Here is a 22,423-nt window from a genome sequence, read left to right as displayed (position 1 = left end):
ATGAATAAAGAACTTTGGGAAACCATCGAAAAATTTGATTTTGATTTTCCTGTTTCCGAATATGGGTTTTCTACTCGTTTGGCTTATGAAAACGAATGGACCGAATATTTTACTAAAAAAGCCATTGAAGAATACAAGAAGTTTATGTATTTAGCGGCAACTTCTAATCAAATGGTTTCCCCTTCTGAAATTGTAGACATAGTTTGGCACCAACACTTAATTTTTACACAATCGTATACTGATTTTTGTGCACTTTTAGGAAAGAAAATTCAGCATATTCCTTCCACACATAACAAAGAAGAACAAGATAAATTTCTAACCGCAAAAAAACACACGACTGCGATTTATGAAAGTAATTTTGGTAAACAGCCTAAATTATTTTGGGAATACAATTCCTTTGCAGCAGCATTAGAAATTGAAAAATCAAAAATACATTTTAGATCTATTATAGCTATTGGTTTGCTAACATTGCTCATTTTAGTTGTATTGTTTCGAGTTGTTCTTTACGATGTATTTGTAACTATTGACAATCCCATATTTTTAATAATGTATGTTTCTTTAGGAATAATATTTTATCTCTTTTTGAACATTTATAATGAAATTACAATTAGAAAAAATCGAAAGCAAATTGTAAGTAATGAAATTATTAAAAACCTAACGGCAAGTGAATTAATTTATTTGAAAACGAATCAATTGAAAGTTGTTATTCACGGTTATGTGAATTACCTTTTAGTAGAAAAAAAATTAAAAATTACAGATTCTAAAGAAATAATAAAGTCAAATAGAGGTAAAAAATTAGATGGTATTTTAGAAAACTGTATTTTAGATTCTTTTGATTCAAAAAGTAGTGTAAAATATAGTCACTTATTGATGGTATTATTGAGTAAACCTATTTTTTCAAAAATTCCCAAAGCAGCAAATACAATTAAAGAAGCTGTTAATTTCTCAAAAGAAAATATAAAGTTATTCCTTTTTAACTACATGTTTATAGTGTTGTTTCTAGCAATTGGATTGACAAGATTGATAATTGGATTGGGTAGAAATAAACCCGTGATGTATTTAGTGCTCCTATTAGTGTTGGCTTTATATTTGTCCTTTCTTTTCTTAAAAAAAACATGGAATATAATGATATACAAAGGAATTCCAGATTATTTTAAAAATGAAATTATTCCAAAATCAAAGGCTGAATTTTCCGATTGGGAATGGAATTATTTTTTAAATGGAATAGCCTTACTTTCAGCCGCATTCATTCCAATAGCAAATACATATACGAGTTCCAATTATTTTTCAGGATGTGGTACAAGTTGTGGTTCAAGTTGTGGAAGTTCTTGTGGCTCTAGTTGTGGAAGTTCTTGTGGAGGCGGTTGTGGTGGATGTGGAAGTTAAAAATTATAATTATTCCTGCACTGTATCAGTTGGTTGATTATTGGCTTCTTTTTCTTCATTTTCAGTCTTTTCACTTTTCACTTTTTCCTTTTCCCTAAAATCAGTGTACCACTCTTCAATTTTAGGATATATAAAAGCAGCAATCTCTTTGGTAGGAGAATAAAATATAGATTCATCTAAAGTTTCTTGTTTAACCAATATATTGTTGCTGTTTACTTTTTCAAATAATAAAATCACAATACTTAACAATAAAATGGTTTTTAACGTACTAAAAACGGCTCCAGCTAACTTATTCATCCAGCCTAAATAAGCAAAATCAGCAATTTTAGTCAATAATTTAGCGGAAAGATGAATAACTATCACAACAAGTAAAAAAGTTAAAGCAAAAGCCGTTATTTCGATATATTTGGGTTCCCAACTCACCTTGGTTTCTAAAATGTTTTTTAAAACATAGGAAAATTTGATAGCGATAAAAATTCCAGCTACTAAAGCAATCAAGGAGGCCAATTCCACAAAAAGTCCGTTCTTAATTCCTTTATACAAAGCATAACACAACAAAACAGCAAATACAATATCGATAAAATTCATGTTAGAATAAAATAGTTCAAAGAATAAAGATACTAGAAATTATTTAAAACCAAATTTCAGCTATATCTTTGTAAAAAATTATATTAGCAGTACAGATTACTTACAATTTATAACTTGGAATCATGTCAAGAGACGAACAATTAAAAGCACGTTGGGAAAACGTGGTTAAAATAATATCAGATAAATTTGCCGATGGAGATGAACTCGATTTAGAATCTATCATCTATTTAATTGGAATTCAAGAATTAGGAAAATTCAAACAAGAATTTAAAAAAGACGAGAAGGTTAATTTGATGCATATAGCCATTTGTCGTCTCTTAGAACCTTATGGATATTACGAATTTGAATATTTTGATAATGAAGGTTGGCCACATTACAAAGTAAAAGAAGAGTTACCTTCTTTAAAAGCTGGAGAACAAACGGTGTTAATGAAAGATGCGATTGTCAATTACTTTTTAGAAAAAGAACTTATCGATTAGTCGGTTAGATTATGAAAGTAGATAAGTTTCTTTTGGCTATTTTAGGAACGGTCCTATTGGCTTATTTTTTTCCACAATTTGGATCCAAAAATAGTCCGATTCCTTTATCTTTAATAGGAAGTATTGGAGTAGCCTTGATATTCTTTTTTTACGGATTAAAATTACATCCCGATAAAATTAAAAGGGGACTTAAAAATTGGAAATTGCATCTTTTAGTGCAACTATCCACTTTTTTACTTTTCCCAATAATAGTCTTGGTCGTCAAACCTTTTTTAGTTACTGAAGAACAAGAAACACTATGGCTTGCTTTTCTTTTTTTAGCGGCCTTACCTTCAACTGTTTCTTCTTCTGTCGTAATGGTTTCTATTGCTAATGGAAATATTCCAGCAGCCATTTTTAATGCCAGTATTTCAGGTTTAATTGGTATTTTGATTACACCGCTTTGGATGGGTCTTTTTTTACAACATAATGAGGTTGCTTTCGATTTGGGAAGTATTTATATAAAATTAGGCACTGAAATCTTATTACCTGTATTCCTTGGAATCTTATTGCAACGTTTTTTAGGAAAATATGCAGCACAATACAACAAGCAATTGACCTTGTTTGATAAATCGATTATTTTACTCATCATTTATAAAAGTTTTTCAGAATCTTTTGAAGAAAAAGTTTTTACTACAGTAAGCATAATCGATTTACTATACCTCTTTATTTTAGACTTGTTGTTTTTTATTCTTATTTTTGGATGCATAGGTTTTGTTTCTAAAAAACTCCAATTTAGCAAAGAAGATCAAATTACCGCACAATTTTGTGGTACCAAAAAATCATTGGTACACGGAACTGTCTTTTCTAAAATTCTTTTTCCTTCTAATGTAGCAACGGGTATTATTTTATTACCACTCATGGTATTCCATGCGATGCAAATTTTTATAATTAGCTTTATCGCTTCTACATTAGGTAACCAAAAAGAGTCTCGTTAAAAGAGATTTTTTCCTTTCACCGATAAACTTTGGAATTACACTCGAACAAAAAAATATAATTTGTAAATTTGCGAACCATTTTAAGTTTGCAATGATAGACAAGATTAAAGGTCATATTGAAGAAGCAAAAGCTTTTCATGCTGACAACAAAGAGAAATTAGAAGAATTCCGTATTAAATACTTAGGAAATAAAGGTATATTAAAAGATTTATTTGCTGATTTTAAGAACGTTCCGAATGAAATGAAAAAAGAATTTGGACAGGTAATTAATCAGTTGAAAACTACTGCCGAAGAAAAAGTAGCGAGTATTCAAGACCTTTTAGAAAGCAAAGAAGAGATAAAAGGGATTTATGGAGATGTTACGCGTCCTGGTGAAGCAATTAACATTGGTTCTCGTCATCCCATTTCAATTGTAAAAAATCAAATTATTGATATCTTTTCTAATGTGGGTTTTAATGTTTCTGAGGGTCCAGAAATAGAAGACGATTGGCACAACTTTACCGCTTTAAACTTGCCAGAATATCATCCAGCAAGAGACATGCAGGATACCTTTTTCATTCAAACGAATCCTGATATTTTATTGCGTACACACACGTCTTCTGTGCAAGTACGTTATATGGAAAACAATCAACCGCCTATCAGAACGATTTCTCCTGGTCGCGTTTTCCGTAACGAAGATATTTCTTCTCGTTCGCACTGTATTTTCCATCAAGTAGAAGGTTTATATATCGACAAGGATGTTTCTTTTGCCGATTTAAAACAAACGTTGTTGTATTTCACTAAAGAAATGTTTGGGAAATCTAAAATTCGTTTACGTCCTTCTTATTTTCCATTTACCGAGCCAAGTGCTGAGGTAGATATTTATTGGGGATTGAATAATGAAATTGACTACCGCATCACAAAAGGTACTGGATGGTTAGAAATTATGGGTTGTGGAATGGTAGACCCAAATGTGTTGAAAAACTGTAATATCAATCCAGATGAATATACCGGTTTCGCATTCGGTATGGGAATCGAACGTATTGCCATGTTGTTGTATCAAATTGGCGATATTCGTATGTTTTATGAAAATGACGTACGTTTCTTAGAGCAATTTAAATCATCAATTTAAAATAAATAAAAAAATCGGAAAGTCTTAAAGTTGAGAGGTTTAAAACCTTTTTCTTTAAGACTTTTGACTTTCAAACTTTAAGACTTAGTAATGAAAAAAGATATAGTAATTCCAAAAGTAGAAAATGTACACATTGTTGCTATTCAAGAATGGAGCGATGATTTTCAAGAAAATTGTTGGTATGCCTATTTATTAAATGCTACTAATGAAACACTAGAAATGGCCATGATTGTTTCTCGTGCTTACGGACTTATTAATGGAGAAAACAGAAACACCATGCAATTGCGTCATGCATTTGCTAAAGTAGAGCCAAAATCGGCTGTAAAAATCGAATTTTTAGAAAACAATGTGTTGCAATTGAACAACGAATTCATGTTGTCGTATTTTATTGGCAACCAAATGTTTGATAAAAAATTCATGTTTAAAGTAAACAGTATTAATGAAAGAGCTCAAACCGATTTACCAGTAATAGGGAAACGCGGTGTAATGGGTGTTTAGATTTTATATCGGTTCCAGCGAAGTCGTGAACATAAAAAAAAGCTATTTGTATTAAGTTGTTACTAGGTTTCCTTACTTCTCAAAAAGATGAAGATTTTGAGGTTAAAGAATCCAGTTGCTTTTAAATGATTACTGTCAGTTCGAGCGGAGTTGAGAACCATTATTTAATATTCTCTTTTTATTATATTTTGCTTTGAACAGAAAGTAGATGGTGATTTCAAAATTAATCGACTTTGTCAGTTCGAGCGGAGTCGAGAACCTTATGAAAAGGAATTTGTTTATTTATAATTGACCTTAAAAATAGAGCCTAAAAACATGAAATTTTATTATGTTTATATTCTAAAATGTTCAGATGACTCTTACTATGTAGGTTTTACATCAGATCTGAATAAAAGACTTTTGGAACATAATGGAGGCTTTCATAGAGATTCATATACATTTAAGAGAAAGCCAGTTGTATTAACTTGGTATCAAGAATTTTCAGAACCTAATCAGGCAATATATTTTGAAAAGAAAATCAAAAAATGGAGTAGAGCTAAGAAAGAAGCTTTAATTAATGATAATTTTGATTTATTACCTTTATTAGCAACATGTAAAAACGAAACTCATTTCAGAAATAAGGGTCTCGACTCCGCTCGACCTGACAAAGATGTTGAGTAATTATACGTATAGAATAGAAGTTATTTTTACAAAAGACTAAATTATAAATTTAGAATTTACATATAATTATCTATTCTATAGCTTAATAGATTATCGGTTCCAGCGAAGTTGAGAACCTAAAACAAATGAATTACTCTTTTTAAAGTATTGCAATCCTCATAAAAATTCCTCAATTTTATAGTCTAATTTTAGCTTTAAAATGAGGAATTTTCTTTTATCAGTGTTTTTCTTTGTCAATCTTGTATGGTCACAAGATTATGCCAAACATGTCAATCCATTTATTGGAACGGGAGGTCACGGACATACTTTTCCCGGAGCCACAACACCTTATGGAATGGTGCAATTGTCTCCAGATACTCGAATTGATGGTAGTTGGGATGGTTGTTCAGGATATCATTATTCGGATAGTATCATTTACGGATTTTCACACACGCATTTGAACGGAACGGGTGTTTCCGATTATGGAGATATCATGCTAATGCCAACCATGGGCGAACCTTCTTTTGATAATAAGATTTATTCTTCAACTTTTTCGCATGCCAATGAAAAAGCTTCCGCAGGTTTTTACAGCGTAACATTGGACAAACACAACATTGATGTTCGATTAACCGCTTCAACACGCGTAGGTTTTCATGAATATACCTTTAATCAAGACGGTCAAGCCAATATTATTCTGGATTTGAATCATAGGGATAAGTTAATTAATGGGATAGTTAAAGTAATTGATGACAAAACCATTGAAGTTTTAAGAAGAAGTGAAGCTTGGGCAACCAATCAATATGTATATGCACGTATAGAATTTAATACACCTTTGAAAATTAATTTGCAAAAATTTAAATTCAAAGGGGTAGACGATATTACTTATAGTGGTGACGAACTCGCGTTAAGTTTCTCAAAAACAGTAAAGAAAGGAGAAAAAATATTGGTAAAAGTAGCCCTTTCAACCACGAGTTTTGATGGAGCGAAATTAAACAGTACGGAAATCAAACATTGGGATTTCGAAAAAGTGCATCAAGACGCTGTACAACTTTGGAACAAAGAATTGTCTAAAATTGAAGTCACTTCTGACGATAAAGACAAACTAGCTATTTTCTACACAGCTTTGTACCACACCATGATGCAACCGAATATTGCTCAAGATATGGATGGGAAATATCACGGGCGTGATAACCAAATCCATCAAGCGGAAGGATTTGATTATTACACGGTTTTCTCTCTTTGGGATACCTTTAGAGGCGCACATCCATTGTACACCTTAATTGATAAAAAACGTACTGCGGATTACATTAATACGTTCATCAAGCAGTATGAACAAGGTGGTAGATTACCGGTTTGGGAATTGGCGTCAAATGAAACCGATTGTATGATTGGTTATCATTCGGTTTCGGTGATTGCGGATGCTATGGTAAAAGGCATCGAAGGTTTTGATTACCAAAAAGCTTTTGAAGCAAGTAAAGCTTCTGCGATGCGTGATGTGTTAGGTTTAGAAGCCTATAAGAAAAATGGATTTATTTCGATAGATGATGATCATGAAAGTGTTTCTAAAACCGTAGAATATGCCTATGACGATTGGTGTATTGCACAAATGGCTATGCTTTTAGATAAAAAAGAAGAGTATCAGTATTTCATGAAACGCTCACAAAATTGGAAAAACTTGTTCGATTGGGAAACGGGCTTTATTAGACCGAAGAAAAATGGCGGTTGGGACAAACCTTTCGATCCGCGTGAAGTAAACAATAATTTTACCGAAGGCAATGCATGGCAATATACTTTTTTTGTGCCACAAGACATCGAAGGAATGATTCATGCCTATGGCGGACCTGAAAAATTTGAAGCCAAATTAGACAAAATGTTCAACAGCGAAAGCAAAACCACGGGTCGTGAACAAGTGGATGTTACGGGTTTAATAGGGCAATATGCGCATGGAAACGAGCCGAGTCATCATATGGCGTATTTATACAATTACATTGGAAAATCCGAAAAAACAAATGAAAAAGTAAAATACATTTTAGACAATTTTTACAAAAATGCTCCCGATGGTTTAATTGGAAATGAAGATTGTGGTCAAATGAGTGCTTGGTATGTGTTGAGTTCGATGGGTATTTATGCAGTTACTCCAGGAATTCCAAAATGGCAAACAGTAATGCCAAATTTTGATAAGATTAAAATTCATTTTGAAAACGATAAAACAATAGACATCATAAATAAGGATAATTCAAAACTAGGATTCTTTATTGAGAGACCAATTGATACATCGGATTATTATTATTCTAGAATACTATTACCAGTTCCAGTAATTCAAGCAGAAAGTAAATCTTTTAAAGACAAATTATTGATTTCAATGGATAGTAACAATTTGGATAATGGAAAATATAGAGAGTATATGATTTTCTATAAAATAGATGGGCAAAATGAGTTTTCTCTTTATAAAAAACCTTTTGAAATATCAAATTCTACTAAAATCTATGCTTTTACTAAGCAAGATTTAGAAGGAAGAAATGAAAGCGATACTATTTCAGCTCAATTTTTCAAAAAACCAAATAATTATACTATCAATATACAATCAAGATACAATCCGCAGTATCATGCAGGTGGACCAGAAGGGTTGTTAGATGGTATTTTCGGTTCCGAAAATTGGAGAAAAGGAGATTGGCAAGGGTATCAATCTCAGGATTTTGAAGCAGTTATTGATTTACAAAAGCAAACGAAAATCAAAAAAATAAGTGCCCATTTTCTACAAGACACTCGAGCATGGATTTTGATGCCAACCGAAGTGGAATTTTACACTTCAAATGATGGTAAAAATTTCACAAAAATGGCTACAATACAAAATAGTGTAGATCCAAAAGAATATGAAGTGGTTTTGAAAGAATTTACGGCTTCGGTCCAAACCAAAGCTAAGTATTTGAAAGTAGTTGCTAAAAACTTTGGAAAACTACCCGAATGGCATCAAGGACATCCTTATGATGGTGATGCTTTTATTTTTATTGATGAAATAACCGTCAATTAATTGCGTTTCAATAGTAGCAAGTAAATCCAACATTTTTTGGCACAAGAATCAAAATATACTTCTTTCAAGCTCTTGCTCAGCTATTTTTTATTGCTGGGCTTAATGGCTTTTGCCGTTTGGTATTTGTTGCATCAGCAATCACAATTAAATCAATTGTTTAAATCGGATACCAATGATGAAAGTCAATTGGTGTACACCGAATTAATTCGAGATTTATATGAAACCGACAATCGTTCCAGAATTGCGCTTCAAACCAAAAGCAAAAAGAATGTAAATGCCTTTTTAGTAAAGAACGATAAAATTATCTTGAAATTGGATAGTTTAAAAACTAAAGTCTTGACTTTGGATACCCAAACTATTGATAGTTTAAAACAGTTTTTGGTCTATAAAAGGGAAAATGTTTTAGGACTTTTAAAACTCCAAAACAAAACCAATACCGACTTACCCATTGAACAAATCGTTTCTAAAATTGAAAATATTGAAAAAATAAAAGGGAAATTAAAAATCGAACATTTATTTAAAAATGCTAAAGATTTAAGTCCGTATGAAAAAAGAGTGGCCCAAGATTACGTCGATTATTTGAATGAAAATGTTCCAAAAGACAGAAGCAATACGATTTCTATTCAAGAAGCCGATTCTATCCTTACCGCTTCCAAAATTATTTTAATTGAATCACAAAAGAAAAGCAACGCGCAAACCATGGCCATTAAGAATAAGGAGGTAGAGTTGCTTAAAAACGAATTGTTTATCGCTCAAAAATTATCGGATATTATTCTAAAATTAAGAGAAAAAATAACAGCCGAACAAGAAAAAATTAGAAAGACTAAGGTCGAAAACCAGCAAAAATCAGTACAATTATTAAGTATAGCAGCAATTGTTTGTTTGTTATTAGTAGTATTCTTTTTTGTTTTATTATCAACCGATTTTCTTAAAAATAAGAATTATAGAGAAGAATTAGAACTGCAAAAGCAAAAAACAGAAGTATTATTAGAATCGAGAGAGCAATTAATGGCTGCTGTAAGTCACGATATTAGAACGCCTTTGCAATCGGTTATTGGCTATAGTGCACAATTGTTAGAAAGAGAAAATACGATACAAAATAGAGAGAAGCTTATCAAAATTAAATCAGCCACCCATTACATCGAGCAGTTGGTTTTGGATTTATTAGATTATGTACGAATGGAAAAAGGAAAGATTAAAGTCTTTTCGCAAGAATTTGAATTGAATGAATTATTAGAAGAAACCGCTCAAAGCATTGCCGATTTACATCAAGATAAAAGAGTGGTATTGCATTATGATATTCAAGAAACCGAAGGTCTTTTGTATTATAGTGACTACAACAAAATTAGACAAATTCTATACAATTTAATTGGAAACGCTTTCAAATTTACTTCGGAAGGAAGCGTAACGATTCAAACCCAACTTCAAAATGAAATACTAACAATCGCTATAAAAGATACGGGAGCTGGCATTGCTTCGGATGCTTTTGAAAAAATATTTGAATCTTTTACCCAAGAAAATGATGCCATTGAACTCTTATATGGAGGAACGGGTTTAGGCTTGTCTATTTGCAAGCGTTTGGTACAATTATTAGACGGGAAAATCCATGTCGAAAGTCAGTTAGGTGAAGGTGCAATTTTTACAGTTACCTTACCATTTCAATCAGAGCCTCAAAAAGAACAACAAGATGGCATTGAATTAAAAAGCATTTTATTGCTAGATGATGATGCGTCTCAAATTGATTTAACTAAATCCTTATTAGAACCTTATTTTGAAGATATATATACTTTTTCTTCAGGGAAAAAAGCAATAGATTTTTGTAAAAAGCAATTACCTTCTATTGTTTTAACCGATATTCAAATGCCCGAAATGGATGGGTATACTTTTGTGTCCCAATTGAAAGAATTACCAAATACAGAAAAGCTTCCAGTCGTTTTTATTAGCGGACAAGTGCCAGATGAAAAGGAGTTTACTACAAAACTCTATCACGATTTTTTATTAAAACCCTATACTCCGAACCAACTTTTAGCCCTTCTATCTAAAATAAGTGGTAAGAAAATGAATCCAATCACCGAAGAAGAAGGATCCTATGTAAAAATTTTAGAGCGATACATTGGGAACAACCCAAAAGAAATTCAAAAATTTATAGATAAATATACAAAAGATCTCCATTTAGATATTGCTAGTTTAGAAGAGGCTTTTATCCACAAAAATTGGAATCAAGTAGCCGTTTTAAGCCATAAAATGCAAACCATGATTGGACAATTAGAAGAAAAAGAATTGTTTGCGAGCCTACAAACATTAGAAATGCAAGCGAAAGAGAATACCGTTACTCTTCCATTTGAAAAGCTACTCCAAAAACTAAATCAGTTTAAGGGGAAACTGGTTACAAGTCATATTGCGTAATCTTGTTATACATCGTTTTTCTAGAAATTCCTAAAATTTCTGCAGCCCTACTTTTATTACCATTGGTCATGGCTAACGCATCTAGAATGGCTTTTTTTTCCGCTTCATCTCGTAAGCCTAAATCAATGGAATGAGTTGTTGCACTAGTTATTTCTTCAGGTAAATCGACTATTGTTATAGTTTCGTCAATAGCTAATAAAGTAGCTCTTTTAATGTAATTTTGTAATTCTCTCAAATTACCTGGCCAACTATATTGTTGTAATGCTTGTAATGCCTCTTTTGAAATAGTAGTAACAGATTTATTCAATTGATTACTGGCTTTTTCTAAAAATAAAGTAGCAAAAGCTTCAATATCCTCTTTTCGATCCCGTAATGATGGAATCCCAATTGAAAATTCGTTGATTCTATGGTATAAATCTTCTCTAAAACTACCATTACTTACTGCTGTTTTTAAATCTTCATTAGTAGCGCATATCAATCGAATGTCTATTTCAATTTCTTTATTAGAGCCAATGGGTTTAATTTTGCGTTCTTGAATAGCGCGAAGTAATAATACCTGATTTTCATAAGTTAAATTTCCAATCTCATCCAAAAATAAGGTACCACCTGAAGCCGCTTCAAAACAGCCTATTTTATCATTTATCGCTCCAGTAAATGAACCTTTAAGGTGTCCGAAAAATTCACTACCTGCAATATCTTTAGGAATAGCACCGCAATCTACTGCTACAAATGGAGCTTTGCTTCGATTACTTCTTTCATGTATGGTTTTTGCAGCTACTTCTTTACCCGTTCCGTTTTCTCCTGTAATTAAAACAGATAGTGGAGTGGGTGCCACTAAATCAATATGTTTTTTCAATTTTATGGAAGCAATTCCTTTTCCCCAATAAAACTCGGATGGGATTGTAGTTTCCAATTCTTTTTTTTGAATTACTGGTTGCTTTTTATCAGTAGATATAATTTTCTGTAAGACCAATAATGCTTCTTCTGGAACAAAAGGTTTAGAAATATAATCTGCCGCACCTGTTTTCATTGCTTTAACTGCAGTTTTCACATCTGCATAAGCAGTCATTAATACAAAAGGAATATTTTTATTTTGTGTATTTAGAATAGAAAGCAATGCCAACCCATCTTGATCAGGTAAACGTAAATCGGAGAGGATAAGATCGAATGATTGATTTTCTAATTGTGTAAGTGCTTCTTTTACAGAAAAAGTAGGCGTTGCTTCATAATTATTTCGCTTTAAAAACTGTAAAAGCATTTGGTTAAATGTAGTGTCGTCTTCAACAATTAATATCTTTGGCATTCTTTTTTTAAATAAAAATAGCGTTTTCTAGGTACATTGTTCTTAAAAATAATATAAAAAATGCTACCTCAAAAAGAGATAGCATTTTTGTAAAAGGAAAGTGAAATTATATTACTCCTTTTTCAACCAATTTCCGTTAGCATCAGCATAAACAGTTTGTGTAGCTTGACCAACTAGTAACTCTAACTTAAATTCTTTGCTTTCATTTACAAATGCTTTTTGAATTTTAGCATCTTTAAAATCTCTTTTTACAGCTTCTTGTACTGCACTTGGTAATTCTTCAGCAGGTAATTCTTTATACTCTTCTTGAAGAATCACTTTTTGTACGGGAATAACATTTGTGTTAGTGGTTGCAAATGTTGTTAATGTTGCGAATGCGAATACGGCTGTTAAAACTACTTTTTTCATAACTTACTTTTTTAAAATTTAATTATTTATTAGTTGCTTAACTAATTGAAAAAAGTGTGCCAATGCAAAAAAGAGTTGCGATAAAAGCTTTAAGTTATTGTTTATTAGATATTTATGATTTTTACCTTTAAGGAAAAGTTGTGTAAAACCAATAAAATGTATCCGTTATCTGTGTAAAAAAGTGACGTTATCAACTAATCTTTACTAGGAAATAATAGGGACCAAAGCACTGAAATTAATAAAATACCACCTACTACACTTAAAGAAGCTAATGATGAGATGTGATAAAAGGGCGCAATAATCATTTTAACTCCAATAAAAGCTAGTATAATGGCTAATCCATAATGCAAACGACTAAACATATACATAAAATTAGCGAGTAGGAAGTACAAAGAACGCAATCCTAAAATGGCAAATATATTGGAAGTATATAATATAAAAGGATCATCTGGTGCAATGGCAAATATAGCAGGAATGCTATCTACAGCAAACAATAAATCGGTAAACTCTATGATAACAAGAACAACTAATAATGGTGTTGCCATTTTTACACCATTTTGAATCGTAAAAAATTTGTCACCATCAAAATTTGGGCTCACTTTAAAGAAACGATGTACTAATCTTGCTCCTGGGCTTTTTGAAAAATCTTGGTCACCATCATCAGAATTAGTACTAAACCAAGATTTTATTCCAGCAACTATAAGAATAATTCCAAAAAGAGTAAGTAAATAATTTATAGTAACGGTTTGACCAAATAATTCCATTTCTGGTAAATTGGTATAGTGTAAAAGCCAAACTCCTGTAAAAATAAAAATAGCTCTAAATACTAAAGCTCCAATTACACCCCAAAACAAAACCTTATGTTGTAGCTCTTTACCTACATTGAAATAGCCAAACACTAAAATGAAAACAAATAAATTATCAACTGATAAAGCCTTTTCAATCCAATAGGCTCCTTGAAACTGCGAAAATTTTTCAAAACCTAAATAATAATAAATGATTGCGCTGAAACCCATGGATAATGAAATCCATAAAATGGACCAATACGCAGCTTCTCTACTCGTTACAGCATGACTTTTTTTGTTCAACACACCTAAATCTAAAACTAACATAGCTAGAATGACTATGGTAAAAACAGCTATTATAACGGGATGTTGAATTAATGAGTCCATGTTTTTTATGTTTAGGTTTGCGAATGTAACTTCGATTTTTTACTCCAAGGCAAATTGGGGTAACTATTTGATAATCAAATTGTTGTTTGTTGAATTTTTTATAATAAAAAAACCTATATTACTGTAAATCAATTATATAGGCTTGTTTTTCTAATAATCTAATGAAAAGTTAAAATTTAATTTAATTTTTCAGTTAATTTTCTAAACTCAGATTTTGCTTCTTTTCCTTCATAAAGAACGCGATAAACAGCATCAATAATAGGAGTATCTGCTTTGTATTCTTTATTTAATAAATAGGCGCTTTTTGCTGCATAATATCCTTCTGCTACCATACTCATTTCCATTTGTGCCGATTTCACCGTGTATCCTTTGCCAATCATGTTTCCAAACATTCTATTTCTAGAGAAAACAGAATAACCAGTTACCAATAAATCTCCTAAATAAGCTGAATTATTAATGTTGCGTTTCATTCGATGTACTTTACGAATAAACTTTTTCATTTCACGAATGGCATTACTCATTAAAACGGCTTGAAAATTATCTCCATATCCTAATCCATGCGCAATTCCAGCGGCAATAGAATAAATATTTTTCAAAACAGCAGCATATTCAGTACCAATGATATCGTCTGTAGTTTTGGCTTTGATGTAATACGAACTTAAATTTTTAGCGACATATTTGGCTTTGGTACGATCATTACAAGCAATTGTTAAATAAGACAAACGCTCCATAGCAACCTCCTCCGCATGACAAGGACCTGTAATTACACCAATATTATCAAAAGGAATATCGTATTTGGTATTAAAATGTTCTCCAACAATTAAACTCGATTCAGGAACAATACCTTTAATAGCTGAAAAAATTATTTTGTCAGAAAGGGAAACGGTCAATTTTTCTAACTCAGCACTCAAAAATGCAGATGGGATGGCAAATATGATATAATCTGCAAATGCTACGGCTTCATTAATATCGTTTGTTAGAAATAATTTATTGTTGTCAAACTCTACCGAACTTAAATAGTTTGGATTGTGTTTTTGATGTTTAATACACTCTAATGCATAAGTACTTCTCATATACCATGCAATTTTTTCCTGATTTGCACATAACATCTTTGCAATAGCTGTTGCCCAACTTCCTCCTCCAATGACAGCAAATTTTGGTTTTTCCATTGATTTTTATTTTAGGAAACCCAAAGGTAAAGAATTCCTTTTAATATATAAAATCCTTACAAACTAAGAATACATAAGGGCTTTATAACTTTAACATTTTTTTAATTTTTTCCATGCAATTTAATCTCGAGTGACTACGTTTTATAGATATATTTTTAAATAATTTGGGTTAAATTATTTAGTTTTTGGTTGGTTAGTTAAAAGCGTTCAAAATACAATTTTGAACGCTTTTTTGTTTTATTTTTGTTTCATTACAAGTGTGTTATGAAAAAAAATTACATTTTATCCTTTATTTTTTTTAAAAGTGTACTTGCAATTGCTCAAGCACCCAATATTAGTTATCCTACACCCAATACTTTTTCTGTAAACGAAACAATCATACCAATTGTGCCTATTAACACGGGTGGGTCAATTCCTAATGGAAATGGAATTATAACCTACGCAGGAACTGGTTTTCAAGGAGACACTGTTGGAGATATAAGTACGGCTCAATTTAACTTTCCTACAACCGCAATTTTAGATCACAACAATGCTGTTTTAGTTGTAGATAGAGGCAATCATAAAATAAAAAAAATAGATTCCAATGGTTTGGTTTCTAATTTAGTTGGGAGTGGAGCAATAGGGGCTTTAGATGGCGCATCTGAAACAGCCACTTTTAATTTCCCCTCAAGTATAGTAGAAGATTCAAATGGGAATTTATTTATATGTGATCAAAGTAATCATAAAATTAGAAAGGTAGACACTAATGGTATAGTTTCTACCTTTGCAGGAAGTGGTGTAGGTGGTTTTCAAGATGGAGTAGGTATTGCGGCAAGATTTTATTATCCAGATGAAATTACTATTGATAATGACGATACTATTTATGTCGCAGACTATTATAATCACAAAATACGAAAAATTACTCCTACTGGAGTAGTTTCAACCTTAGCAGGAAGTGTAATTGGAGACGCAGATGGAATAGGTAACCTCGCTAAATTTAATAGTCCAACTGGAGTTTGTATAGATGCTTTGGGAAATATTATTGTAACTGATTATGGAAATCATAAGATTAAAAAAATCCTTCCTTCTGGTCAAGTCGTCACAATTGCGGGTAATGGTTCAGGTGATATAAATGGAGAGGTATCAATTGCTAAATTCAAAAACCCAACAATTTCTACGGTAGATCCATCAGGTGCCATTTTTGTTACAGATTATGGCAACAATAAAATCAAAATAATTGATACAACAGGAACTGTAAGTACTTTTTGCGGTTCGGGTGCATTAGGTGACCATGATGATGAGTTGCTTTTAGCCAAATTAAAAAACCCTTCTTGCATTTCAATTGATCAAAATGGAACGCTATATATTACTGACTATGGAAATCATAAAATAAAAAAAACCACATATTATGATTTTAATTATACCATTTCTCCCAGTTTGCCAACAGGTTTAATTTTTAATACCGAAACAGGAGCCATTTCAGGTACACCTACTACAATAAGTCCGCCCACTGATTATACTGTTACAATTTCGAATACAGAAGGCACCAATAGTTTTGTACTCAATATTGAAGTTGGAACTTTAAGTGTTGCTGAATTTCAAAAAGATGCTATTGAAGTTTATCCAAATCCAATACAAAATTTTGTGAATATTGAAGCAAAAAGTACCATAACAAAAGTTGAAATTTACACACTCTTGGGTCAACTAATCCAAAAAATGATTCCAAATCAAGAAGTATTTCAAATTAATTTCTCTGGAATAGAGAAAGGCATTTACGTTCTTAAATTGGAATCAAATTTTACAAATAGTACCTTTCGTGTAGTAAAACAAGAATGATATAATTGTTATCTTCTTAAATCTTTTTTAGCATAGGTAGACATTGGACAATTAAATTCATCTACTAAATAATCATCCATTTCATCTGCTTTTAAAGCTAATTCTTTAATCTTATCTTTTACATTATTTTGACTGGCTTCGTCTTTAAAAATATCAGAAATATGCACTCGATAAGAAATGAAAATGTTATTTTGATAAATTCCTAACTTAAAAGGACTATGATTACTTGAAATCAAATAGGTATATAAATCCAATAAGTTTTCTTTTGGTATACTATTAATAGGCGAAGTCACATACAGATAATCTCTTTTGTAAATAAAAATACGAATTTCTGAACTTCCTTGATGGTAATTCCAATATTCGTAACCGGCTCTTGTTAATATAGGATTGATACCTAATTCTGAAATAGCACGCTCAATAAAATTGCTTAATTCCCCTAATTCTTCTTCAATAAACTCGTCTTTTAGTAATTGCGAACCACAATTATTACAATAGTCTACTGGTTCATATGTTAAGGCATGACAAGAAGGACATTGCAACGAAAACTGATGGTTGGTATTCGAACTTACACTCTCAATTGCGGCAATAATTTCTTTTACCGGAATGGCAAAACCCATATTGTCTGCATTGTTGAACTTGGAAGAATTAATCCCAACTAAAAAGCCTTCTTCTGTAACCAATGGACCACCACTATTACCAGGATTAATAGCGGCATCCGTTTGTACAAAATGCTTCCCGTTCATATGCTGTTCCGGATTGGAAATAATTCCTTCAGTAATCGTAAATGGCATTCCAAATGGATATCCCAAAGCATATACTTTTTGACGTGTTGCTAAAGTTAAGGAACTGTTGATTGAAAACGAATCTTCAATAGTTAGAGGCGCTTCTGTTTTAAGAACGGCAATGTCAATGTCTGGATTTATAAGAATTACTTTTGCCAAAGTTCTATTTTGATTGGCATCTTCAATAGCTACTTTTTTATAGCCTTGTACCACATGATGATTGGTAATAATAATATCTTCGTTTTTAAAATAAAAACCACTCCCTGTTGAAGATGAAGTAAGGATTTTAAAAGTAGCGTTTTTAAGATTATCTAATGTTTGCATGATTTCTTAGTTAAATAAGTTGGAAAAAAAGCCTTTTTTCTTAGGTTGTTCCGCTTGAAAAGGCAACTCTTGTTCGTTCATAATGGCAGTCATCCCTTTAAATAAGAGGCTTGCTGCTTCTTTCCAAGGTTGATTCGCTGCTTGTTCCAAAGTAGTTTGTGTTTTTGCATATACTTCTTTAGGAACCATATTGTAATACAACATGTCGTAAAAACTTAGAAGTAAGGTAAAGGTCGCACCAATTTGATCTCCTTTATGAATTTCTTCGCTAGCTACTTTTAAAGTATGTTCTAAATTCTTCTTTAAATGCTCAATTTCACTTCTCGATTTGATAGGGATAAAAGTTTCTGCAATATAAAAATCTTCTAATAATGCTTCTTTTGAAAGGGCTTTTAAACTTTGTAAAAACTGCTTTCCTTTTTGAATTTTAATGGTAATACTGTCTTGCGAACTCAAATTAACAATTTCTCGCTCTACATCTGTTCGTAATTTGCCTTGAGGAGACATACAATAGTCTATTTTTTTTAGTGTAATATTAATTACATCCCAATTAAAATAACTCATTCGCTCTCTATCAAAATATTCAAAATACTGCTCCGCTTCTGCAATTAATCGGTTAAATGTACTCCAAATGGTTTCTAAAACTTCTGAGCTGTAAGGAGTTATTTTAGGTTCGTGTAATGAGTCTACATCAAAAGCAGCTTTAAATTCGTCATCATAATTATCTGCTTTATGACAAATCTCTTCTAAAACATAATAAATTTTGTACGGTTCACACAAATGCAAAGGCGCTTCGTAATAAAAGTCTAATTCGTCATTATGATAACGAATTTGAGCTAAATTTAAGGGGGAAAAATTGATCTCTGCAATTCTTCTAAAAACAGGTATTTTATGTGTATTCCCTACTTTTAAAAAAGGAGCTTTAATTTGTAATAGGGTGTCGGTTATTTCGATTTCAACGACAATCGATCCATGTGGAATTTTAAAAGAAGTTTCAGTGGCATTCCCATACTGCTTTCTTATATCGGTGTCGATATAATCTAAAAGTGTTAAAAATGACGCTTTGTACTGATCGGCTTTGTAAGCATCTAATGATTCTTTCCATTTTTCGACTTTTATCTTTGTCTCCAAGGAAGTCATCAAGGTTTTGTCAAAACTTAATGAATTTGTCATAATTATTTATTTGTTTGTTGTTTTTTTAAAATAACTCGCATTCAAGAGCTTAAAACAAATATAAAAAATGACAATCATTTAAAAATACTTAGAAATAAGTATTTTTATTTTTTCAGTTGATAAGATAAAAAAGCCAGATGAACGGTTTACATCTGGCTTTTTTTGTAAAGAAATGAAATTGTTTAGTAACTCATTTCTACTATTTCTCTTACTTTTTCTGGAGTAATATTCTGTTTTTCACCCATAGCTTTCCAACCTCTCTCTTCAAATCGATTCACGATAAAGTCGGCTGTGTTTTCATAATTATCGGTGTTTTCTGAAATCTTAGTTTTCATTCCCATAGTATGGAAAAAAGCTACCGTTTTTTCAATCGCTTCTTCTGCAATCGCTTCAGTAGAATCTCCTGTAAGATTCCATACACGTTTACCATATTGTGCTAATTTTTCTTTTTTGGTGTCAAACATCACACGGTATAAATTGGGACCAATAATCGCCAAAGTACGAGCATGATCAATTTCATATAACGCAGTCAATTCATGTCCAATCATGTGAGTTGCCCAGTCGGATGGCACTCCTTTTTGAATCAATCCATTCAATGCCATAGTGGCACTCCAAACAAAATTGGAGGCTAATTTATAATCGGATGGATTTTCTACTACATCTGGACCAATTTCTATTAAGGTTTGTAAAATACCTTCTGCAATTCGATCTTGAAGCATCGCATCATGAGGATAGGTTAAGTATTGTTCCATTACATGTGTAAAAGCATCAATGACTCCGTTTTGTAATTGTCTTTTTGGTAAAGAAGTAATAACGGTTGGGTCAACAATGGAAAAGATCGGGAATAAAGCACTTCCCCCCAATGTCAATTTCTCTTGTGTGGCTTCAATCGTAACCACGGCTCCTGAATTCATTTCGGAACCAGTAGCTGGTAATGTTAATACAGTTCCAAAAGGGATTACTTGTGAAACGTCTTTAAATAAAATGCGTTTTCTTAAGATATCTGCTGCATCACCTTCATAATGTACAGCTGCTGAAATAAACTTCACACCATCAATAACACTTCCACCTCCTACAGCAAGGATAAAACCAATTTCTTCTTTACGAATAAGAGCAACGGCTTTCATTAAGGTTTCGTATCTTGGATTGGGTTCAATACCTCCAAATTCTACTATATGGTTAGCTTCAAATGATTTGGATAAAGCGGCTTTTACCTGATCATAAACACCGTTTTTAAAAATACTTCCCCCTCCATAGGCGATTAATATTTTGGTGTTCTCTGGAACTAAATTTTTTAATTTTTCTATTTGGCCTTTACCAAATACATAATTTACAGGGTTATATAATTCAAAATTTTGCATTTGTAACTTAATTTAATTGATGTAATAATTTTTGAGCGACTAATTTTGATGAAGCCGGATTTTGTCCAGTAATCAATAAACCGTCTTCTACTGCATAAGGTGCCCAATTATCTCCTTTGCTATAAAGTGCGCCATCTTCTTGTAAAGCATCTTCTAAAAGGAAAGGAACTACATCGGTTAAGCCTACAGCTTCTTCTTCCGAATTGGTAAATCCAGTTACTTTTTTGCCTTTTACTAAATAATCACCATTTACTTTCACGTCTTTTAAAACGCCTGGTGCATGACAAACAAATGCAATAGGTTTGTTATTGGTATAAAATGAAGTAATCAGTTTTTGAGAAATTTCACTTGAAGCTAAGTCCCAAAGAGGACCATGTCCACCTGGATAAAAAACAGCATCATAATCAGCCTGGTTCACCTCTGTTAAGGGAAGTGTATGCGCTAATTTTTTTTGTAACGCTTCGTCTTTATCAAAACGTTTGGTGTCTTCGGTAGCATTTGAAGGATCTGAACTTCTTGGGTCAATTGGAGGTTGTCCTCCTTTTGGCGAAGCTAAAGTAATTTCCACTCCTTGATCGGCTAATTCATAATATGGTGCTACAAATTCTTCAATCCAAAATCCTGTTTTTTCTCCTGTATTACCCAAATCTTCATGACTGGTTAATACAAATAATACTTTTTTCATGGTTTCTTTTTTTGTTGTTTGTACTGTTGTTTCTTCTTGAGGTGTTGTTTCTTTTTCTTTACAACCCAAGCTTAAAATTACCAATATGGTAGCAAGTATATGTTTCATATTTTTTAAATTTTTTATCAAAATTACAACTAAAATGGTATTAGTAAAAATAATTTAAATTATTTTTGTGATAAATAATTTTATATCATGGTTAACTTAGAATGGTATCGGACTTTTAAATCGGTATATAAAAATGGTAATTTTTCGAACGCTGCCAAAGAATTGTTTATTAGTCAACCCGCAGTAAGTCAGCAAATCGCCATGTTAGAAGCACATGTTGGGTATAAACTATTCAACAGAAAATCGAAAGGAGTGGAGCCTACAGAGTATGCCAAACTACTCAATAATCTCATTATTGAAGCTTTGGATCGATTAGAAAATGTAGAAAACGGATTTCGAGAAAAAGCTTTCAACTCCAATCAATTGGTTTCTGTTGGCATCTCGAAGCATTTGTTTTTAAGCATTGGGAACCAATTATTGTCTCATTTTGAATTTATCGATTTCACATTTGCAGAAAATGACGAATTATTTCAATTAGTAGATGCAAAAAAGGTAGATTTTGCAATAGTAACCAAGAAATTTGACACCTTCGATACCATTCAAAAAGAATTGGGTACCATGAAACAAATTATTGTTGCAAGCCTTGATTTAGATATAACTCTTTGTAAAAAGGAAATAGAAGAGGAAAACTTTAGTACTGTAGAGCAATGGTTGAACCAACAAAAATGGTACAACTATGATGCACGTATTCCGCATGTGAAATTATTTTGGTTACATGTCTTTGATAAAAAACGACCCACATTAATTTCAAATTATATCATTCCTTCTGAAAATGAATTGCTTACAGCATTGTCTAGGAATACGGGTTTAGCAATCGTTTGGAATATCAATGCCAAAGCTTTTATAAACGAAGGTAATATTCAAATGCTTTGGGATAGTTCTAAAATGCCAAGTACTTCGGTATATATGCTCTCAAGAAAAAATGATGCGCTCAATTCGGTTTTGGATGAGGTCTTGAACAAGATGAAAGGATTTTTTTAGTTTTGGGATTAACCTACATTTAACAAT

General features: G+C 31.9%; 19 protein-coding genes. 10 read left to right on the top strand and 9 right to left on the bottom strand.

Features of this window, described 5'->3' with window-relative positions; genetic code table 11:
- Positions 1 to 1,386 (top strand): hypothetical protein, encoded by a 1,386-nt coding sequence (locus NHF47_RS02280; RefSeq protein ID WP_252763400.1) that lies wholly within the window; start codon positions 1 to 3, stop codon positions 1,384 to 1,386.
- A 9-nt stretch (positions 1,387 to 1,395) separates the two neighbouring features.
- Here NHF47_RS02280 and NHF47_RS02275 read toward each other — a convergent pair whose 3' ends face one another.
- A complete protein-coding gene (locus NHF47_RS02275) occupies positions 1,396 to 1,974 on the bottom strand; it encodes a CvpA family protein (RefSeq protein ID WP_252763399.1) in 579 nt (192 codons plus the stop codon).
- A 122-nt stretch (positions 1,975 to 2,096) separates the two neighbouring features.
- Here NHF47_RS02275 and NHF47_RS02270 point away from each other — a divergent pair, with 122 nt between their 5' ends.
- The 7 genes from NHF47_RS02270 to NHF47_RS02240 all read left to right on the top strand — a co-directional run bounded on the left by NHF47_RS02270 (position 2,097) and on the right by NHF47_RS02240 (position 11,115).
- Entirely contained in the window at positions 2,097 to 2,453 is a 357-nt protein-coding gene (locus tag NHF47_RS02270; protein WP_140999431.1) for a hypothetical protein, read from the top strand.
- Between the two features lie 11 nt (positions 2,454 to 2,464).
- Positions 2,465 to 3,430: a bile acid:sodium symporter family protein gene (locus tag NHF47_RS02265; RefSeq protein WP_252763398.1), complete on the top strand. Its 966-nt coding sequence runs from the start codon at positions 2,465 to 2,467 to the stop codon at positions 3,428 to 3,430.
- A 91-nt stretch (positions 3,431 to 3,521) separates the two neighbouring features.
- A complete protein-coding gene (pheS, locus tag NHF47_RS02260; protein ID WP_252763397.1) occupies positions 3,522 to 4,541 on the top strand; it encodes a phenylalanine--tRNA ligase subunit alpha in 1,020 nt (339 codons plus the stop codon).
- 90 nt (positions 4,542 to 4,631) lie between these two features.
- Positions 4,632 to 5,039, top strand: coding sequence for a hypothetical protein (locus NHF47_RS02255; RefSeq protein WP_140999435.1), 408 nt, complete (start codon positions 4,632 to 4,634; stop codon positions 5,037 to 5,039).
- 315 nt (positions 5,040 to 5,354) lie between these two features.
- Entirely contained in the window at positions 5,355 to 5,699 is a 345-nt protein-coding gene (locus tag NHF47_RS02250; protein ID WP_252763396.1) for a GIY-YIG nuclease family protein, read from the top strand.
- A 199-nt stretch (positions 5,700 to 5,898) separates the two neighbouring features.
- A complete protein-coding gene (locus NHF47_RS02245; RefSeq protein WP_252763395.1) occupies positions 5,899 to 8,709 on the top strand; it encodes a GH92 family glycosyl hydrolase in 2,811 nt (936 codons plus the stop codon).
- 36 nt (positions 8,710 to 8,745) lie between these two features.
- Positions 8,746 to 11,115 (top strand): ATP-binding protein, encoded by a 2,370-nt coding sequence (locus NHF47_RS02240; RefSeq protein WP_252763394.1) that lies wholly within the window; start codon positions 8,746 to 8,748, stop codon positions 11,113 to 11,115.
- Here the strand turns inward: NHF47_RS02240 and NHF47_RS02235 are convergent.
- The 4 genes from NHF47_RS02235 to NHF47_RS02220 form a co-directional block, all read right to left on the bottom strand.
- On the bottom strand, positions 11,096 to 12,418 hold the full coding sequence (locus NHF47_RS02235) for a sigma-54 dependent transcriptional regulator (RefSeq protein ID WP_252763393.1): 1,323 nt from the start codon (positions 12,416 to 12,418) through the stop codon (positions 11,096 to 11,098). The two genes, NHF47_RS02240 and NHF47_RS02235, sit on opposite strands and share 20 nt — an antisense overlap.
- A gap of 111 nt (positions 12,419 to 12,529) precedes the next feature.
- Positions 12,530 to 12,826, bottom strand: coding sequence for a hypothetical protein (locus NHF47_RS02230; RefSeq protein ID WP_252763392.1), 297 nt, complete (start codon positions 12,824 to 12,826; stop codon positions 12,530 to 12,532).
- A gap of 194 nt (positions 12,827 to 13,020) precedes the next feature.
- Positions 13,021 to 13,998: a TerC family protein gene (locus tag NHF47_RS02225; protein ID WP_252763391.1), complete on the bottom strand. Its 978-nt coding sequence runs from the start codon at positions 13,996 to 13,998 to the stop codon at positions 13,021 to 13,023.
- A gap of 176 nt (positions 13,999 to 14,174) precedes the next feature.
- Positions 14,175 to 15,167, bottom strand: a complete 993-nt coding sequence (locus tag NHF47_RS02220; RefSeq protein ID WP_252763390.1) for an NAD(P)H-dependent glycerol-3-phosphate dehydrogenase — start codon at positions 15,165 to 15,167, stop codon at positions 14,175 to 14,177.
- A 264-nt stretch (positions 15,168 to 15,431) separates the two neighbouring features.
- Between NHF47_RS02220 and NHF47_RS02215 the strand changes: the two genes are divergently transcribed.
- Positions 15,432 to 16,982, top strand: coding sequence for a T9SS type A sorting domain-containing protein (locus tag NHF47_RS02215; RefSeq protein ID WP_252763389.1), 1,551 nt, complete (start codon positions 15,432 to 15,434; stop codon positions 16,980 to 16,982).
- Positions 16,983 to 16,990: 8 nt separating this feature from the next.
- On the opposite strand, the gene NHF47_RS02210 is transcribed toward NHF47_RS02215, so the two are convergent.
- The 4 genes from NHF47_RS02210 to NHF47_RS02195 form a co-directional block, all read right to left on the bottom strand.
- The gene (locus NHF47_RS02210; RefSeq protein WP_252763388.1) at positions 16,991 to 18,088 is read right to left on the bottom strand and encodes a trypsin-like peptidase domain-containing protein; all 1,098 of its coding nucleotides are present in this window, start codon (positions 18,086 to 18,088) and stop codon (positions 16,991 to 16,993) included.
- Positions 18,089 to 18,094: 6 nt separating this feature from the next.
- Positions 18,095 to 19,261 (bottom strand): YbjN domain-containing protein, encoded by a 1,167-nt coding sequence (locus NHF47_RS02205; protein ID WP_252763387.1) that lies wholly within the window; start codon positions 19,259 to 19,261, stop codon positions 18,095 to 18,097.
- 182 nt (positions 19,262 to 19,443) lie between these two features.
- Entirely contained in the window at positions 19,444 to 20,622 is a 1,179-nt protein-coding gene (locus tag NHF47_RS02200) for an iron-containing alcohol dehydrogenase (protein WP_252763386.1), read from the bottom strand.
- 7 nt (positions 20,623 to 20,629) lie between these two features.
- Positions 20,630 to 21,415: a type 1 glutamine amidotransferase domain-containing protein gene (locus tag NHF47_RS02195; protein WP_252763385.1), complete on the bottom strand. Its 786-nt coding sequence runs from the start codon at positions 21,413 to 21,415 to the stop codon at positions 20,630 to 20,632.
- Between the two features lie 87 nt (positions 21,416 to 21,502).
- Between NHF47_RS02195 and NHF47_RS02190 the strand changes: the two genes are divergently transcribed.
- Positions 21,503 to 22,396 (top strand): LysR family transcriptional regulator, encoded by an 894-nt coding sequence (locus NHF47_RS02190; RefSeq protein WP_252763384.1) that lies wholly within the window; start codon positions 21,503 to 21,505, stop codon positions 22,394 to 22,396.
- Positions 22,397 to 22,423: the final 27 nt, after the last annotated feature.

It is taken from the genome of Flavobacterium sp. NRK F7 (genome assembly GCF_024054195.1).
In the GTDB taxonomy this organism is placed as follows: Bacteria; Bacteroidota; Bacteroidia; order Flavobacteriales; family Flavobacteriaceae; genus Flavobacterium.
This window is presented reverse-complemented; position numbering and strand designations above follow the sequence as displayed.

Bases quoted from the DNA above. Each gene is read 5' to 3' on its own strand.
- NHF47_RS02280 (WP_252763400.1), top strand. From the start codon at position 1: ATGAATAAAGAACTTTGGGAAACCATCGAAAAATTTGATTTTGATTTT.
- NHF47_RS02275 (WP_252763399.1), bottom strand. From the start codon at position 1,974: ATGAATTTTATCGATATTGTATTTGCTGTTTTGTTGTGTTATGCTTTG.
- NHF47_RS02270 (WP_140999431.1), top strand. From the start codon at position 2,097: ATGTCAAGAGACGAACAATTAAAAGCACGTTGGGAAAACGTGGTTAAA.
- NHF47_RS02265 (WP_252763398.1), top strand. From the start codon at position 2,465: ATGAAAGTAGATAAGTTTCTTTTGGCTATTTTAGGAACGGTCCTATTG.
- pheS (WP_252763397.1), top strand. From the start codon at position 3,522: ATGATAGACAAGATTAAAGGTCATATTGAAGAAGCAAAAGCTTTTCAT.
- NHF47_RS02255 (WP_140999435.1), top strand. From the start codon at position 4,632: ATGAAAAAAGATATAGTAATTCCAAAAGTAGAAAATGTACACATTGTT.
- NHF47_RS02250 (WP_252763396.1), top strand. From the start codon at position 5,355: ATGAAATTTTATTATGTTTATATTCTAAAATGTTCAGATGACTCTTAC.
- NHF47_RS02245 (WP_252763395.1), top strand. From the start codon at position 5,899: ATGAGGAATTTTCTTTTATCAGTGTTTTTCTTTGTCAATCTTGTATGG.
- NHF47_RS02235 (WP_252763393.1), bottom strand. From the start codon at position 12,418: ATGCCAAAGATATTAATTGTTGAAGACGACACTACATTTAACCAAATG.
- NHF47_RS02230 (WP_252763392.1), bottom strand. From the start codon at position 12,826: ATGAAAAAAGTAGTTTTAACAGCCGTATTCGCATTCGCAACATTAACA.
- NHF47_RS02225 (WP_252763391.1), bottom strand. From the start codon at position 13,998: ATGGACTCATTAATTCAACATCCCGTTATAATAGCTGTTTTTACCATA.
- NHF47_RS02220 (WP_252763390.1), bottom strand. From the start codon at position 15,167: ATGGAAAAACCAAAATTTGCTGTCATTGGAGGAGGAAGTTGGGCAACA.
- NHF47_RS02215 (WP_252763389.1), top strand. From the start codon at position 15,432: ATGAAAAAAAATTACATTTTATCCTTTATTTTTTTTAAAAGTGTACTT.
- NHF47_RS02210 (WP_252763388.1), bottom strand. From the start codon at position 18,088: ATGCAAACATTAGATAATCTTAAAAACGCTACTTTTAAAATCCTTACT.
- NHF47_RS02205 (WP_252763387.1), bottom strand. From the start codon at position 19,261: ATGACAAATTCATTAAGTTTTGACAAAACCTTGATGACTTCCTTGGAG.
- NHF47_RS02200 (WP_252763386.1), bottom strand. From the start codon at position 20,622: ATGCAAAATTTTGAATTATATAACCCTGTAAATTATGTATTTGGTAAA.
- NHF47_RS02195 (WP_252763385.1), bottom strand. From the start codon at position 21,415: ATGAAACATATACTTGCTACCATATTGGTAATTTTAAGCTTGGGTTGT.
- NHF47_RS02190 (WP_252763384.1), top strand. From the start codon at position 21,503: ATGGTTAACTTAGAATGGTATCGGACTTTTAAATCGGTATATAAAAAT.